Source organism: Calothrix sp. UHCC 0171 (assembly GCF_034931845.1).
Taxonomy (GTDB): Bacteria; Cyanobacteriota; Cyanobacteriia; order Cyanobacteriales; family Nostocaceae; genus Brunnivagina.
The window spans coordinates 1-18,903 of the sequence record NZ_JAYGHN010000040.1 but is presented as its reverse complement, the minus strand read 5'-3'; the positions used below and the strand labels follow the sequence as shown (position 1 = coordinate 18,903).

Sequence of the window (18,903 nt, the reverse complement as noted above, 5' to 3'; positions counted from 1 at the left end):
AATTATTTTGGGTTTTTGACTTATATAATTTAGCTGCACATCAGCTTATCGTTAACACACCCTACTCAAAATTAAGGTTTCAAAGTCTGTCTCCTCGCAGGAGAGAGATTCAGAGAGAGATTCAGAGAGAGGTCATATTGTATTCTTTGTAACTTGCATCCCTGAAGATGACTCACTGATTCTTAAGGAATGATGGTTGTTAAAGTTGTGGTGTAGTTATAAGTTCCCGGTGGAAAATCTTGAGGCGCTTTAATCAAGGTTTGTAATTGTAAATCAGTTTCTCCTGGGGGCATGGTGGCACTGGTTCTACCCAGATTGTTTGTATCTGTACCAACTTTAAGTAAACTGCTGTGGGTTGTTCCCTGCGGTTCGGGATGAGAACCGGAGACAAACTGAGGCGGTGAAACGATAACATCAGTGCTGCGAGTGGAATTAAAACGCAAATTGGTAATGTTATTACTAGGTTGCGAGGCTTCCAGAGTTTTTAATGAACTGCTGGAAAGTGATTCTGCTACTTGATTTGTGGGGATACTAACCGATGTTCGTTCTGGGATTGTGCCGCTAAATTGGATTTCTACAGTGGCGCTCTCAGCAAGGGTTACTGTCGTCGTAGCAGCTAAACACGTCAGCACTAAACCAAAAGTGAGTCCTAAGCGGTAAAGCATCAGTAATCTCCCTTAAATTTCAGATGTTAACTGAAGATAGCTTCAGGGGAACTACGGATGCAACCGCAAATATGCTCAAGAAAAAACTGTCAATAATCGCTGAAATTTACTAATTTTAGTGATTTTTATATCAGTATTTTTATTTTGTTATTTAACAGAAGTTGCTATGCAGCAATGTAATTAAGGATACTTAAGGGTATAGCAAATATTTGGGATTAGTATAATTTATTTTTTGTTAATAGAGAATATTTCAAAACTTTATTGTCTGATTTTCACCAGTAATTTTAATAAAATCACTAAATTAAGCTTAGTACAAACACTGAGGTGTTAATTATTACCAACAGCAATAATGTTTTATGCGTATACACTTTAATCTCAAATATTAATTGAAATAAATCTAGCAATTATGAAAGCACTATCAGATAGATACTATGATACTCGTGAAGAAGTATTATCGAATACATTGGCAAATGATTTTAGCTCATCAAGAATAATTAATAAGAAAAATATAGTATTTAAGAAAAATATAGTATTTGTTGATACTAGAGTCCCCGATTATCAAAATCTGATAGCAAATATTCAACCAGATACAGACGTTCTCATTCTTGACCCCACAAAGGATGGGATTACACAGATAACCGAGAGTTTGCTAGGTAAGCGATATGATTCGCTGCACATTGTTTCCCACGGTAGTGCTGGAAGTTTACAACTGGGGTCAAATTATTTAAATTCAGATAATTTAGGTTGCTACGAGAGTCAGTTGCAACAGTGGAAAAGAGCGCTGGTAGAAGAAGCTGACATTTTATTGTATGGTTGCAATGTCGCAGCAGGCGAGGCAGGTGTTGCTTTTGTGCGGCAGTTGAGTCAGTTGACAGGTGCGAATGTAGCTGCGTCGGATGATTTGACTGGGAGTGCGACGCTGGGTGGCGATTGGGATTTGGAGGTGAAGACGGGAAATATTAAAGCTACTTTAGCGTTTTCCCAAGAGGTGATGGAGACTTATAGTGGAGTTTTAAACGCATCTGTTGGCGATGTCATTATTAACGAATTTTCCCAAGGTGCTAATGGTGCAAAAGAATGGGTTGAAATTTTAGTTGTTAAAGATGGTCTTAATTTACAAAATGCGAGATTAGTTGATGGAGCCACCTCAAATACTTTAAATATTACTTTCTCTGGGGCTGGTTTCAGCAATCTAAAGGCTGGAACTTTAATAGTTTTGTATAACGGAGGTGATGTTGACACAAATATTACCCCAGACATTACTTACAATCCTGCGACTGGAGATTATGTATTACAAATATCATCCTTAAATAGCAGTGGAGATTTTGCCGTTAGCCGTACATCTGGGTGGAGTGGTACAACTGGTGATTTTGCAAATACTAACAATTCAGATGTACCACGCTTGCTAAATGCTAGCGGTACTGAATTACATAAGTTTTCTAGAACTACTACTCCAAATAGCGGCAAAGCTAGCGCCTATCTCAATAACACAGCTTCAGGTGCAACAAATCCTCTTTATTGGTCAGCTGATTTTGATGCTGCGTCAGCTACTCCTGGTTCGGCGAATGGTGGAGCAAATACAGCTTGGGTCGATCGCTTGCGTAACGATGCACCCGTACTGAATACGGTAGGCACTCCAATTTTACCAGCTATTAATCCGGCTAGTAACAACGGAGTTTTAGTTGCTGATTTGATTAAAGACCGAATCACCGATGCTGACTACAATACTCAAGGAATTGCAGTCACGGGGTTAACAGGTGATGGGACTTGGGAATATTCCCTTAACGGTGGCTCTAATTGGACAAGCTTTGGTTCAGTTTCCGATAGTTCCGCCACTGTGCTGTCATCTGTAACACCAATGTACCAAGGAACATTAGGTGGTACACCCAACACCCAAGGTTGGTTTCAGTTTGGGGTAACTGGTGGGACTCAAACTGTTGTAGGAAGCACAACTCAACTAGTAAGTACACAAGCAGGTTACGCTGGTTACAGTAACTACGATGCGCTGCAACCAAATCCCTTAAACGGTAATTTCCCAGTTTTAGACCGCAATCAAGGTTTTACCCTCAGTTTTGACCTCAAAATTAATAGTGAGTCCCACAGCAGTGATGATAATCTTGATGGGAAAGAAGACCGCGCTGGCTTTTCTGTGATTGTAGTTACTAGCGATAATACTAAGGCGATCGAACTTGGTTTTTGGGAAAATCGAATTTGGGCACAGGATGGTGGAGCCGATGTGCAGCCTGTTCCGAATTCATCTAGAACCCTATTTACTCAAGCTGAAGGGGTTACTTACGACACTAAAAGTAATCTCACCCGATATGATTTGAAAGTAAAAGGTGATACCTACGAATTATTCGCTGCTGGTGGAAATACACCAATTCTTACGGGTTCCTTACGTGATTACAGAGCATTTAACCACACAGGAGCCGGTTTATCCTACGACCCTTACGAAAAGACAAATTTCGTATTTATGGGTGATGCAACCACTTCTGCACAAGCTGATGTGACATTAGGGCGGGTGGAACTTCAGCAAGAAGCAAGAGTTCGCTTTGTACCTAATAATCCTAATTCCAGCAGTACGGCGAACATTACATTTCGGGGTTGGGATGGTACAGATAACTCTGTAAGTGGAACTGCGGGGATAAATACTTCATCAAATGGTGGCATAACTCCTTTTAGTGCGGCTAGCAAAACAGCCACATTAAGTATTCAACCAGTTAATAATGCTCCAACAATAGTAAGTGACTACCTCGCAGTCTCAACACCCTACGAGTCTATTGATTTAATTGCCGGAACACCTGGTGTATTTACTATTAGCGCTTTAAGTAGTGTTGATGATGTTAGCACTCCTATTGATTTGGGCAGTAATACTTTTAACTTTTATGGTGTAACCCATACTGGCAACAACCAGCTATTTATTAGCTCTAATGGACTGATTACATTTGGTAGTGCAAATAATGCATTTAGCAACACTAATTTCACTTCAAATGTATCTCAAGCTGCGATCGCGCCACTTTGGGATGATTGGATCACTTCTCGCAACGGAATCCCAGATGACCTTGTTTTATACCAATTTCGAGATATTAACACTGATGGGACTCCCGACCAGTTAATTATTGAATGGAGTGATATTCGTCATTTTAGTGGTTCAAATACTGACACCAGTACCTTCCAGGCTATTTTGCAACTAAATTCTAATAACGTTCCAGGACGCATTACTTTTAACTACGTAGACCTGGAACTGACCACTTCTAATTTAGATAATGGAGCCAGCGCTACAGTCGGCATCAAAAATGTGGGTGCTCCTGGCAACAATCCATTATTAGTATCATTTAACAATGCAAATAATCCAAATATACGTAGCGGGAAAGCTATTACCATCAGCACAGGAGGATTTCTCCAAGCTACAGTTGAAGATACTTCCAACCCCATCGGCGACAGCATTACCAATCTAATTACAGGTATATTTAACGACCCAGATGTAGGTGCAAGCCTTAGTGGTGTTGCGATAGTCGGAAATACAGCCAACGCTACCACCCAAGGAAAATGGCAATATTCCACCGATAACACAAACTGGTTTGATGTTGGCACAGTGGGGGATGGAACCAATGCCCTAGCCCTATCTGCCAGCACCAAAGTGCGATTTGTCCCCGTTGCCAACTACAACGGCACACCATCAGATTTAACAGTGCGGGTATTGGATAACACCTACAGCACTTTCACAACTGGCAGTAACCGCATCAACATTGATACAACTACAAATGGCGGTAGCACAGCAATATCAGCCAATATAGGTGCAATTACAACCAGCGTCACGCCAGTGGCGGATATCACCAACGTTACCTCAACAGCCACAGATGCTAGCTACAAAATCGGTGATATTATTCCCATCACCATCACCTTTGATGAAATCGTCAATGTTGTAGGGACTCCCCAATTAACCCTGGAAACGGGAATAACAGATGCAGTTGTCAACTACAGCAGTGGTAGTGGAAGCAATACCCTCACTTTCAGTTACACCGTGGCGGCGGGTAATAATACTCTTGACCTAGATTATATTTCCAACGCAGCCCTATCCCTCAATGGCGGTAGTATCAAAAATGCTGCCGGAACTGACGCTAATTTAACTTTAGCAACTTCTGGTACAGCGAATTCTTTAGGTGCAAATAAAGCTATTGTGATTGATGGCATTGCTCCAATCATCAACAGCACCATCCCCAATCTATCGATAATAGCTGATGCCAATGTGGGAGCAGGTACTTTCACCCTAACGCTGAACTATAGCGAAGCGATGAAAACTACCGTCAATCCCACCATTACCTTCCCCACAGAAAATCCCAATAATACGATCGCCTTTGCTAGTGGTAGCTGGACAAATAATACAACCTATGTTGCTACCTATAACGTCGTGGATGTTAATGAGGCACTTGCAAATATCGACATCAGTGTCACGGGAGCAGAAGACGCAGTTGGTAATGTCCAAACTCAGTTCAATGCCAACGATGTATTTAGCATTAACACTATACCTGTCGTCAGCATCACTGCACTAACTAATACAGCCAATGAAGGTGGTAGTAACGGTATTTACCGAATTTACCGCACTGGTACTGTCGGTAATTTAACAGTCAATCTCGCGATCGATGGCAGCAGTACGACATCAGCTAGTGACTACACCCTTTCCTCTGGTGGTTTATCGGTAGAAATCCCCGACGGACAGAATTTTGTTGATGTTAATCTTACGGCAATTGATGATATTCAAGCGGAAGCAGCAGAAACTCTCAGGCTGAATTTGGCAATGGGTAGTTATACCGTGGATACAGTTAATTCTAATGCCACGGTTACGATTAATGCCAATGATTTTGTTGTCACCAACACCAACGATAGCGGTGAAGGTTCACTACGACAAGCTATTTTGAACGCCAATGCAAATCCTGGTGTGGATACAATTACATTTGCCGGTAGTGTATTTACTGATGCAGCACCGGATGTCATTACCCTCACTTCTGCGGAATTGCTTGTTACTAATCAATTAACTATTCGCGGTACTGGAGCAGATAAACTCACCATTCAGGGAAATAGCGATAGTGCAACTGGTTTTCGTGTCATTCGTACAAGTGGTGCAGATTTAACCCTTGAAAATATCACTATTAGTGGGGGTAACGCTAGAAATACTGTTGGAGAAAGTGCCACCACAAATTCCCGTGGTGGTGGTATTTATAGTGGTAGCGCTCTCACCTTAACCAATAGTGTTGTTTCCGGTAACAGCGCTGACTTAGATGGTGGTGGTATCTTTAGCGCTGGTCGCGTCACCTTAAATAACAGCACTATTTTCGGTAATAATGCCAAATCTACTGGTGGTGGTATTTTTACCAATAGTATTGCCAACTTAAACAACAGCACTATTTCTGGCAACACCGCTAACTTGAATGGTGGAGGCATTAGAAGTGGTGGTGGAACGATTCGCAACAGCACGATCGCCTTCAATATAGCTGATAATGACAATAATAATACTGGAAATGCTGGTGGCATCTTTAGTTCTGGCGGAACTTTCACCATTAGCAATAGCATTATCGCCAGCAACATCGATAAAGGTGGAGAAGCTCCAGATATTTTTGGTGCAACTTTCAACGGCAATAATTACAACTTAATTGGCAATACAACGGGTATCACCTCTGGTACATTAGGCATGGGTACGGATATTATCAACTCCAACCCCGGATTAGCATCCCTCGCTAATAACGGTGGTACAACTCCAACCCATGCTTTACTCAATGGTAGCCCTGCCGTCAACGCCGGAAATCCAACCTTTACTGGTTTTACTACAGATCAACGGGGTACTGGCTTTAGCCGTATTCGTAATGGCAGAGTTGACATTGGGGCATTGGAGATGCAAGTACCCAGAATAACTAATGTCACTTCTACTGCCGCTAACACTACTTATAAAGCAGGTAGTATCATTGCCATTACCGTCACCTTCGATGAAGTTGTCAATGTTACTGGTACTCCCCAATTAACTCTGGAAACAGGAACAACAGACGCAGTTGTTAACTACACCAGTGGTAGCGGAACCAATACCCTAACCTTCAGTTACACCGTGGCGGCGGGAGATAATACTCTTGACCTAGATTATATTGCCAATACAGCCCTATCTCTAAATAGCGGAACTATCAAAAATGCCGCCGGACTAGATGCTAATTTGAATTTAGCCAATCCTGGTGCTGCGAATTCCTTAGGTGCAAACAAAGCAATTGTTATTGATGGTGTCACCCCAACCATCACCAGCGTCACTGTCCCCCCCAACGGTAGCTACAGAGCCGAACAAAATCTTGATTTCACCGTTACCTTTTCGGAAGCAGTCATTATTAACAAGGGAACGGGTGCTGTAGTTCTACCAATTAGCTTAGACACGGGTGGTACAGTCAATGCAACATTGTTAGGTACTGGAGCATCGAGCAATACTCACATCTTCCGCTATACAGTAGCTGCTGGCAATCTTGATATCGATGGGATTGCGGTGGCAAATGCCCTTTCCCTAAGTGGTAATGCGACTATTCGCGATGGTGCTGGTAATGATGCGGTACTAGCCTTGAATAATATTGGTACCACTAACGCAGTTTTAGTAGATGCGATCGCTCCAAGTGTAACTCTTTCTTCCACAGCACCAGCAACCCTTGACGAGAATCCATTTACTGTCACCGCAACCTTTAGCGAAGTAGTCACTGGTTTTACCGCCAGCGACATCTCTATCGTGGGTGGAACTTTAGTAGCCAACAGCCTGACAACTGCGAATGGTGGCATAACCTACACCTTTAATGTCACCCCCACCGTTGACGGGACTTTAACCATTGATATTGCAGCAAACACAGTTGCCGATATTGCTGGAAACAATAACACCGCAGCAACACAATTAAGCCGTACCGTTAGCTTAGTTAACTACATCAATGGCACACCGGGAATAGATACACTTTCACCAACCAACAGAAAAGATATAATTTCTGCTGGGGATAGTGACGACACAATTACTGCCCTGTTTAGCAATCTTCAGCAAAATGATGTAGTCGATGGACAAGGTGGTAACGATAACTTCATTCTCACTGGAGGAAGCACAACAGACTCCCTCATTTTCAATACCAACAACACCAATCAAATCTTTTCGGGAATTCCGGGTTTAACAATTAGAAACTTCGAGAAATTCGACTTTAGTGGTTTTGCCGGAACTGTCAATTTTACAGGGAATGCCAACTCAGAGGAAATCATCGGTACCGCTAATAACGACATCATTAACGGTGGTAATGGCGACGACATAATCGATGGTGGTGCTGGCAACGATAACCTTCGCGGTGGAAACGGCAACGATGTCATCGATGGTGGCGCTGGTGCTGACACGATGAACGGTGATGCTGGTGATGATATCTATTTTGTGGATGATGTAGCCGATATTGTGCAGGAATTTTATAACTACGGCATTGATACAATTAATGCCTCGGTGACTTATACCTTGGGTAGCAATATTGAGAATCTCAATTTAACAGGAAATAATGCGATCGATGGTACTGGTAACGATCTTGCAAATATTCTCATCGGTAACTCTGCTGCCAATACTCTCAGAGGTTTGGCAGGGAATGATACTCTAAATGGTGGTGCTGGCATTGATATCTTAATTGGTGGCACTGGTAACGACACTTACATCATCAATGACAATGACACAATTATTGAGAATGCCAATGAGGGTATAGATACAGTCTTAGCTGCCATCACTTGGACTCTGGGAGCCAACCTGGAAAACCTTACCCTAACTGGTACAGATAATATCAATGGTAATGGTAATGCTCTCAACAACATTTTCATTGGTAACAGTGGCACAAATATTTTCTCTGGCGGTGCTGGCAACGATACTTACTACATTGATGACAACAAGGATAGTATCGTAGAAAACTTAAACGAGGGTACAGATATTGTTTTTGCTTCCATCAATTGGACATTGACAAGTAATATCGAGAACTTAACCTTAACTGGCACAGCGATTGAGGGTAGAGGCAATGAATTAAATAACGTTCTCATTGGTAATGCTAGCGATAATATTCTCTACGGTTTGAATGGTAACGACACCTTAAATGGTGGTGCAGGTAATGACACCTTAATTGGTGGCTTGGGTAATGATACGTATATCGTCGATAGCATCAATGACATTGTCATCGAACTGGCAAACGAGGGCATAGATACAATTGAATCTTCCTTAACTTGGACTTTGGGAGAAAATATTGAGAGATTAAGACTCACTGGTACAGGCAACATTAATGGCACGGGTAATGCTCTCAATAACTTGATTCAAGGCAATAGCGGCAATAATATTCTCGAAGGCGCAGAAGGTAATGATAATATAATTGGTGGTGCTGGTGCCGACATTCTCATTGGTGGACGTGGCAACGATATTTTGTCCCTTGGGAAAGATAGCGATATAGATACTGTTGTCTATAATTCTGGCGATGGTAGCGATACTGTTTACGATTTTTCTCGTGGTGCAAATGGTGATTTACTCCAATTTAATGGCATCACAGCAGTTGATGTTGTCGTCAATGGTAGTAGTACCATGTTCCGCCTGGGGAATGGCACTAGCTTTACTGGAACTGGTAACATTCTAATGACTTTGGAAAATACAACTGGATTTAGCGCCAGCAATATTAGCTTGAACTTAGCTACTGGTAACACAACTAACTTCTTTTTTGGATAATTAATATCTGAATATCTAGTTTCATATCCTCAACTTTTTTACCACAAGAAGTTGGGGATATTGATTTTCAGATTTATACATCTCCAAAAACTATTTCTCTACAAGGTTTTTGGATATAGCGGTTTTCATACAAGTGAAATACATTTATCTTGCTCCCTTTCCCTTGCAGGGAAGGGGTTGGGGGTTAGGTTAGTGTATTTATTGTATGCAACCGAGAAGCGCCATAACGCATCATTAATTTTCATCAGATGTCTAAATTAGTCATCCGAAATGCATCACATTCTTCATTAACACGGATAATCATATTTAAAAAAATCACGATATAAAACACAAAATCGTAATTTCACTGAGGTTCAATCATAGCAATCATAAATACAATCATACACGTAGACAGTACAAATAGATTTTCATTATGAAAAGAATAATTTCCCTTGCTGCTTTGATTTTAGGAGCTAGTGTATCAGTTAACGGACTGTTATCGACAGCAGCACATGCAGCACCTGTAGAATCAGATGTAGAAATATCAGTTGAGGTACCACCAGTTGTATTTCTGCAAACTTATGACAGTATTACTTTTAATCTAGATGTTGCTGATTTAACAACTGCCACCGTTACAAACGATGGTGTCTTGGATGACGCGACAGTTGGTACAGTAGCAGCAGGTGCAACTACTGTCACTCCAGCTTTACCTCCAGTAACAAGTACAGTCGTCAATGGTGGTAACAAGGTATATAGTAATGTGCTTTTGTATCGAACCTGGGGTCTTGGCGGTGTTGCTGGAAACATCTCACATGATGCTGTTGTAGACAATGACACCCTAGATTTAGGTACATCTTCTATAACTCTCTCATTAGCAAAAAATGCTAGTACACCTGCATCACCAACATCTGCTCCTGGTATAAGTGGCACTGGTGCTATCGAAGGTTCGGTAGACTTTACTTTCGACTTAAATGCAGTCAGAGCGTCAGGTTTACACACTGGTGGTGTAGTTAGAGTTTCTGCTGAAGGTGTTTAGTAATTAAAAGTAGTTAAAAGCCACAATTTGCTTATTTTTCAGAAAGCATAGAATTTTGAGAAATTAAACTCTGAGTTAGGGAATAATTTGGTTTTTAGGACGGGCTTTTTGCAAACTAAGTCTCCATTGGCAGACTTAGTTTGTACAAAAAATCCTATTTAAAGCTATATGCCGAACACCTTAACTCAGTTCTAACAACAGAATTTATCTCCTATTAAATTTCAACTCAGTAGTAATAATGTAATTACAATTATTACCAGCATAAAATTTATTAATTTTTAAAGTGGCAGTAAGTAAATATTGCGTATATAAATAAATAGGTGTTACTAAATAAAGGGATATATTCGCTCTACTTGAACCAATAATGAATGGTTTTAGCCGCTAATTCATCCCACATTTATACAACCACCAATAAATAACTATCTAAATCCAAATAATTAACTTTCCACCCAGATAAACAATCAGCTTGCGAATGAAATGAAACGTGAATATTTTATTAGTATAGTAGCAACTTTACTTTGCCTAGTTCAAATAGGAAATATACATAAAGTTAATGCAGCACCAGTTCAATGTGCAGATGTTGAAGATGGTTGCCTGAAAATAAATAAAGATGCATTAAAAGACCTAAAAATTAAAATTAATGATATTGTAGCGGATGGAAAAACAAAGCTAATAGTACCCGATGGTACTCCTTTACAGTCATCACCAATACCAGTAATTAACCAGATAATCACTTTCAGGGTTGAGAATTTATGGGAGTTGAAAATTCCTGAAAATAATCAAGCTGGTTTAACAGTCGATTATATATATGACAAACTTCAAAGCGCCAATGTCGGAACATCAGAAATTCAACTAGTGGCAATTGATGGACAAACTATATCAACGAGAAGTAGCTCACAGGAAGGCTATATCATTGTCACAGGTGGAGGAACTCTTAAATTTGATGTATCTAATATAAAAGCTTCTGGAAATTATCTAGGCAACTTACAAATAAGGGTGACACCAGGTAATTCATTACCATAAGTGTCAAGATTCAATTCAATTAAATTTAATCCAATTAAGCTCATTATTTCTCAATTCTGTAATTACAAATTAGTCAGTAAAAATTATGTTGGAGAATTTACAAAAAATCAGTGCTAGTGTTTTAGCACTTGGTACTTTCATCACAGCTTTTCAATTACCTGCATCTGCAATATCAATTGGGGTTAGTCCACCTCGATTTGAACTGAAACTTGATGATAAAAGACCAACAACAGAAGTTTTTCGTGTTGTTAATATTGGCTCGAAACCAGCGACTTTTAGGATTTACATTCAAGATTGGACATTGGATGAACAAAATAAAGTTCAGCCTTTACCACCAAGTGAGCAGTCATTAGGTAAATGGATTGTCGTCAACCCTGGAAAATTTACAATTCCTCCTGGAAAATCTCAAACTGTGCGTTTCTCCATTCGTCCCCGCATCAAACCCCAACTAGGGGAACATCGGACACTCATATATGTTGAAGAAGTGCCGAATGAAAATTCAGACAAAGCTCCGACTCCGGTAAGAGTTGTTGGACGTTATGGAGTTGGTGTCTATGCTTATGTAGGCAATATCAAAAAAGTTGGAGTTATTAATGCGATCGCAGTAGATACTAAAAATGCACCAGTTAAAGCAACTTTTGATATTTCCAGTCAAGGTACTGCTCATGTGCGAATGAGCGGACAATATGCAATTTGGCAAGCTAATAAGTATCCTGGAGCAAGCAAAACTGAGCAAATATCAGATGCAGGAAAAGGAAAGCCAAAGCTTCCCGACGGTGTAGTTGCTATTGGCAGTTTACCTTCGAGTCCCGTACTACCAGATACCCGTCGTCAATTAGTGCTGAATATTAGTCAACAATTAGCTCCTGGTAATTATGTATTGGATTTAAATGGTGAATTGAGCGGTACACAAATTGATCGTGGAATCAATTTCACAGTTCCAGCAAGAATGAATAGTAATCCTCCCAGTCGTTCTTCTAGTAGCCTAAAAAATCAACTTCGCAGCAGATAGATTGATTTTTGAGTGATAGCAGAAGCTTTGCAGTTACGCATCAGAGCAAGATTTACCGTTTATTAATACATTTATCTGTATTCGAGTAATGTTTTATCAAGTTACCCAACCCCCAACAATCGCAACGACTGTTATTTCCGAAAATACCTCTGCCCCAGAGTCATCTAATTTTGAGCGAGAAGCTCCAGCTACGGAGGTGAATTTTACTTCTGTCAGCCCAAATGTCAACCCTAATATTTCTCAGTCAACTATCTCACAATCAGATTTAGAACTACAAGAAGTAGAAAAAAACTCAATTGTTGAACGCATTCACACTACAGAATCTGCTGCCAAGAATAGTAAAGAGAATCTGATAGATAAGTTAAAGCGCCTACGAGTAGTTAACAAAAATGATCCTGATTTACTAGCTTTACAGGAAAAAACGACTAAAAAATTACTCGATTGGGAAGATGTAAGAGCTAGGTTACGGCAAAAACTTGATTATAATTCCCTAAATAGCAAAACTCCAAAAATTAGTATTCCAAAAATAGAACAATCAAAAGCTGAAGTTATAAAACTAGACTCAAAAACAGAAGTTACAAAAATAGACTCAAAAACAGACTCAAAACTAGATAATATTTCAGTTGTTGCGGGTATTGAAACTGCTAATAATGGAACCAATAACTTACTACTTGGTGTAGTTATTAATAAACGCGAAGTTGGTACTTTAGATGTTGCCAGAGAAGAAGATACTTTACTACTGCCACTTTTAGAATTTGCTAAACTGGCTAAGTTTTCTGTAGAAAAAATTAACGGAATAACCGAATTAAATACGCCATTAGGAAAAATTAAACTAGCAGAAAATGAACTCAAAACAATTAATGAAATTGATTATATTAGCGATAAAGTCTTAAAAGAAAAATTACTTGCTAATATTGAATTAAATAACTTTGATTTTGCTTTAATTATTGATTTGCCTTGGGGCGAAGGTAGTCAAAGAAGACCAGAATTAGCCCAGCTAAAACCAGAGTTTTTTCCGGCTCTAAGTGGGATTTCTAGTTACAGACAAGAATTATCTATTACTACAGGTGGTGGCGATAATAATTTTCGTAGTTCTTCACTTGTAGGTGGACGTTTAGGTGGTGGTTTATGGCGTGTTCGTCTAAATAATAACTTCATTAACTCTCCAGACATATCCGAATATTTTTATTACAAAAAGAATGGTCAATTTAGCTATCAAGTTGGACGGCAACAAATTGGTCTACATCCATTACTAAATAACGTCAATTTGACTGGGGCGCAATTTGCTTTTACCAACTTACCCAAAGACCGTTTTAATGAAACCTATAGCGCTTCCGAACTGTTACCCAGACGATCGCGCCCAATCCAGACATTTCAAGGAACCGTAGCACCCGCTAGTTTCGTCCAGTTGCGGGTTGGAGGAATTGCGATCGCTCAACAGCAAGTTGGTTTAGATGGAAAATATGAGTTTCTCGATATCAATTTACCAACTGGGCAAAGTAATGAAATTGAATTATTCGTTTTTGATCGCAATAATCCGAATGTAGCAACAGAAATTCGTTCGTTACGATTGAATTCTTCAGACCTATTATTACCATCTGGTGGACAAGTTCAGTTAGGTGGTTTGGGATTAACTGGAAATTTAGCTCAGAATACCTTATTTAATGATTTTAACTCCTCAGAGGCAGGAAAATTAACGGCATTTTATCAATTACGTCAAGGACTTTCAGAAAACTTGACTTTTGAAGGTGGTGTACAAACCCTTCCTGATACAGTCCAGACACAAGCTGGTTTAATTTGGCGATTGGCAAATCCATTGATTGTATCCGCAAGTGTTGGTAGCTCTCGCGGTGAACTGGGCTACACCACAGATTTGGATTTGCAGTTGAAACGCTTGCAAATAATTGGGAGTTCCCAATTATTTCCCAATGGATACAGCAATCCTAGTAGTAGAGCTGCACGCGATCGCTACAATCACAGTCTAGAAGTCAAATATAAGTTTGCCAATGCTTTCAATCTGGGATTTATTGCTCGCAGTCGTCAAGATAGTAGCAGGTCAGCCGACTACATTTTACCAACTTTTTCCCTCCGACCTATGCGGGGTATGTTTTTGAGTGGTAGACCAGATTTTGAAGGTAATTATTTATTCAATGCTTTTTATCAAATAAACTCAGCTAGTAGATTCGCTTTTAATTCCTCTAATAATAGATATTTTTCTGATTTTAGCTATAATTTGAACCGCCAATATCAATTATCTTTTGGCAGCGAATTTGGTGGTGATTTTGGCACTCGTTATTCTGCAACCCTTAACCGCAATACATTAAATCTCAGTGGTTTAAGTTGGCGTTTGGGACTCGCTTATAGCGAAGGTGACGTGGCACCTATTGTTGGTGCAAGTATGCAAGTGCTTCCTGGTTTGCTGGCAAGAATTGATTATCAAGGTATTCCCAGTAGAAGTAGAAATGGTTTAGGAGGATTTGGAGACGATCGCTTATCTATTTCCCTCGTATCCGATTTATCTTTTGCTGGTGGAAAAATTACCCCTATTAGCTCCAATTCCTTTGGTAAACAAAAAGGTGCGATCGCGGGAAGAATAGTAGTAGAAGGTGCAGAAAATGGATTTAATTTGGGCAATGCGATTGTTCGGGTTATAAATAACCGTGGTAAGAATTTAGGTGGTGCCAGAACTGATGCAAGTGGTAATTTCTTCGTCGGAAATTTACCTGAAGGGATATATACAGTCGAACTCGATCCTGAAAAACTCCCTATCGAACTCACCGTATCTAAAAGCGCTGTAGTTGCTGAAGTTGCCAGTTCTGCGGTGACTCGCTTAGATTTTACCGCCAGGGCTGAATACGGGATGGCAGGACGAGTCACTGATACTATTGGAACACCAGTGGTAAATCTACGCTTGGATTTAATCAATACCGAAGGTAAAAGAGTTTTAGCCGCTTGGACTGACGAATTTGGTCTTTATCGTCTTGATGGTGTTCCAACTGGGAAGTACACATTATTAATTCCTCCACAAGTCCCTGTCAATTCCAACGAAGAACTTCCTAAAATTCAAGTAGAGATTCGCAATGAATTCGTTTACGAACAAAATCTGCAATTACCAGTTGTGACATCTTACGACAAACCCGTTCCAGGTTATAAGTCTCCCAAGGGACAAAATTCAAAATAATATTTGCGTCAGTTGTATCGTAATTATTCAGATGCACCCGATATAACCCTCCAATTTAGCAATATCATGATTTTTATGCATATATTTAGAGCTTAAACAATGGTAGTAACTAACATTGAACAAAATTGGTCGGCAATATTACAGCAATTACTCGATCGCGAATCACTCTCGATTTCCCAAGCTTCCCAATTAATGCATGGTTGGTTGGAAGAAAAAATTCCTCCCGTAATATCCGGTGCAATTTTAGCAGCAATTCAAGCTAAGGGAGTATCTACAGAAGAGTTGTTGGGAATGGTTGAGGTATTACATGGACAATCAGTTAAACCAAATTTACGCGATCGCATTATTAATAATCAATCATTTGTAGATACTTGCGGTACTGGTGGAGATGGTGCATCAACATTTAATATTTCCACTGCTGTTGCTTTTACAGTTGCAGCTTGTGGGCTAAAAGTCGCCAAACATGGCAACCGTTCAGCATCGGGAAAAACTGGTTCTGCTGATGTTTTAGAAGCTTTGGGTGTGAATTTAAATGTTAGTCCAGAAGTGGCTCAATTAGCCTTAGAAGAGGTCGGAATTACATTTTTGTTTGCACCAGATTGGCATCCCGCCTTAAAAGCGATCGCGCCTTTACGCAAAACTCTCAAAGTACGTACTGTTTTTAATTTACTTGGTCCTTTGCTTAATCCTCTATCACCTACTGGACAGGTAATTGGTATTAATAATCCAGATTTATTGGAAACTTTTGCTCAAGTTCTCAACCAAATCGGAACTCGCAGAGCAATTACATTACACGGACGGGAAAAATTAGATGAAGCCGGATTGGGCGATAAAACAGATTTAGTTATACTCTCAAATCAACAAATACATAAATTAGAATTAGACCCAAAAGATGTAGGTATAAATCCCGCTTCAATTTCAATGTTAGCAGGTGGTGAAGTTCAAGAAAATGCCGACATTCTCAAGGCTGTTTTGCAGGGGAAAGGAACAAAACCGCAGGAAGATGTGGTGATTTTGAATGCTGCTTTAGCCTTATATGTAGGTGAATATGGCGAGCAAATAAAATTAGATAGCGGCAAGACAGTTGATGGTGAAGATTTAGATTCCAGTCAAATATCAAAATCAGAGAGTGATTTTGTTAAGGACTTTGCTGATGCTGTAGTTATTGCCAGGGAAGTTATCCAAAGTGGAGAACCTTGGCAAAAATTGGAACAATTAGTTGAATTTGGCAATAGGAAAGAGGAAATAGGGGAATGAATGATAAGCTACGATGCATCTAATTTGTATATAAGATGCGGGCAAGATGCCCACACTACAATTATTTTGTGTTTTTGACTTATATAATTTAGCTGCACATCAGCTTATCATTCATTTTTCTCCCCATCTCCCCATCTCCGCGTCAGTTCTATCGTCATTAGTAATTACTAATTACTAATTGCTAATTACATACTTCCCAATACTTTGCTTAAACTCCTGTGCCCTTTCTTGACTAGGAATTTCTGATACTAATGTATCAATTAATTCCTGAGTAGTTAATTGCGGATATTGTGCTAATGTTTCTTCGAGAATAACTTTAGCCACAGGTCCAATAAAACTGGTTAATTCTTGATGACAATGTTTGAGAAATTCTGAATTCATGATAGCAGGTGTATTACCTAACGATTGCTGATTGTTAATTTGACTTGCTGAATTTTGCAAAGCTGATAATTGACTGATACTGGGTAATTGAATTTTATTTTTAAATTCTTGTGCCCATTTTTCATTAGGAATTGCATCACTAATAGCTTCAATAAATTCCTCTGCTGTTAAATTCGGAGATGTTTCCAAAGTTTGTTGCATTAAAACAGTGGCAAATGGTCCAATAAAATTAATTAATTCCTGCTGACAATATTCTAAAAATTTTGGATTCAGAGATACGGGAGTCTGTGGATACAATTGATTGGATGATTCGTTCCTTTGTGTGAATCCAGGTGCATTTGTGTTCGTTTTATGTGGATTCGGTTGAGTTTTTTGCCTTTGAAAAATATTAAGGGGTGACTTTTGAAAAAATTGGTTAATCGGTGACTGTTTAGATTGATTTGGGGCTTGATTTGGGGCTTGATTTTGAGCTTGATTTTGATGATTAAGTTCGAGAAGAACCTCACTTGCTGACTGGAAGCGATCACTTGGTTTTTCTGCCAGCATTTTGTCCAAGATATTCGCAAATTTTTGACTGACATTACTATAATGTTGCCATTGCCAGTTTAATGATTCATCTATTAATAAATATGGCATTCTCCCAGTCAAAAGCACAATCGCAGAAACTCCGAGAGCATAAATATCGCTGCTCGGATAGCAATATCCTAAACGTAATTGTTCTGGTGGAGAATAACCAATTTTACCCACAACTGAACCTTGCAGTGAATAGTGATTATTGTTTAAACTATTTACTGAATTTCCTGATAATAATTGCGTGAATTTTTCTTTAACAACTCCAAAGTCAATTAATATAGGTTGAGGATTATTATCGGCAAGCATAATATTATCCAAAGAAATATCACGATGAATTATCTTACGTTGGTGGATATATTCGAGTATCGGTAATATTCCTTGCAACCAAATTCTCACTTCACTTTCCGAGAATGCTCTACCCTGTGTAGACAGACGCTCTTGTAAAATTTGGGAATAAGTTTTACCATCAATATATTCTTGGACAATGAATAGGCGTTTTCCATCCGTAACCGAAGCCAAAAATTTAGGTATTTGCGGATGTTCAATTTGATATAAAACTTTTGCTTCTCGCTCAAATAGTTCTTGAGATTTCAGAATAATATTTTCTTGATTTGTCGCGGGCACAAACTCTTTTAAAACGCAACTTTCATTAAAACGGTATTTGTCAAATGCCAGGTAAGTACGTCCAAACCCTCCTTGTCCAAGGAGTTTTTTAATCAAATAACGGTTATTAATTAATGTTCCTGCTGGAATTTCTGCAATCATTGCTATCTATAATATTTTTTTAAATTCGGCTTTTATTTATATAATACTGTCGGAATTGTAATTTTATGCGAAACCTACATACAAACTCAATACACCATACCTAGCTAATATCAATTTTATATGAAGATATATGTAGAGAAAATAAAGTCAATAAATTAGAATAACCATAAGCCGCCCTTTTCAGATGGAAATCCCCTATAAGGAGAATTCATGGATTTTCTTGCAGACACCGTTGTCTTGTCACGAATTCAGTTTGCCCTAACGGCAATTTTTCACATGCTCTGGCCCGTCCTGACG

General features: G+C 39.3%; 8 protein-coding genes. 6 read left to right on the top strand and 2 right to left on the bottom strand.

Going from position 1 to position 18,903, the window contains the following annotated elements; translation table 11 throughout:
* Positions 1-182 precede the first annotated feature (182 nt).
* Positions 183-665: a hypothetical protein gene (locus VB733_RS22775; protein ID WP_323342337.1), complete on the bottom strand. Its 483-nt coding sequence runs from the start codon at positions 663-665 to the stop codon at positions 183-185.
* Between the two features lie 406 nt (positions 666-1,071).
* On the opposite strand from VB733_RS22775, the gene VB733_RS22770 reads away from it, so the two are divergent.
* The 6 genes from VB733_RS22770 (at position 1,072) to trpD (ending at position 16,887) form a co-directional block, all read left to right on the top strand.
* Positions 1,072-9,399, top strand: coding sequence for a DUF4347 domain-containing protein (locus VB733_RS22770; protein WP_323342336.1), 8,328 nt, complete (start codon positions 1,072-1,074; stop codon positions 9,397-9,399).
* Positions 9,400-9,811: 412 nt separating this feature from the next.
* Positions 9,812-10,414 carry a hypothetical protein gene (locus VB733_RS22765; RefSeq protein WP_323342335.1) on the top strand — a complete coding sequence of 201 codons (603 nt, stop codon included), beginning with the start codon at positions 9,812-9,814 and terminating at the stop codon, positions 10,412-10,414.
* 477 nt (positions 10,415-10,891) lie between these two features.
* Complete coding sequence (locus tag VB733_RS22760; protein ID WP_323342334.1) at positions 10,892-11,437, top strand: hypothetical protein; 546 nt, start codon at positions 10,892-10,894, stop codon at positions 11,435-11,437.
* Between the two features lie 85 nt (positions 11,438-11,522).
* Positions 11,523-12,449, top strand: a complete 927-nt coding sequence (locus VB733_RS22755) for a molecular chaperone (protein ID WP_323342333.1) — start codon at positions 11,523-11,525, stop codon at positions 12,447-12,449.
* 88 nt (positions 12,450-12,537) lie between these two features.
* Positions 12,538-15,630, top strand: coding sequence for a Cna B-type (locus VB733_RS22750; RefSeq protein WP_323342332.1), 3,093 nt, complete (start codon positions 12,538-12,540; stop codon positions 15,628-15,630).
* Between the two features lie 99 nt (positions 15,631-15,729).
* Positions 15,730-16,887 (top strand): anthranilate phosphoribosyltransferase, encoded by a 1,158-nt coding sequence (gene trpD, locus VB733_RS22745; protein WP_323342331.1) that lies wholly within the window; start codon positions 15,730-15,732, stop codon positions 16,885-16,887.
* Between the two features lie 174 nt (positions 16,888-17,061).
* On the opposite strand, the gene VB733_RS22740 is transcribed toward trpD, so the two are convergent.
* Positions 17,062-18,606 carry a serine/threonine-protein kinase gene (locus tag VB733_RS22740; RefSeq protein ID WP_323342330.1) on the bottom strand — a complete coding sequence of 515 codons (1,545 nt, stop codon included), beginning with the start codon at positions 18,604-18,606 and terminating at the stop codon, positions 17,062-17,064.
* Positions 18,607-18,903 lie beyond the last annotated feature (297 nt).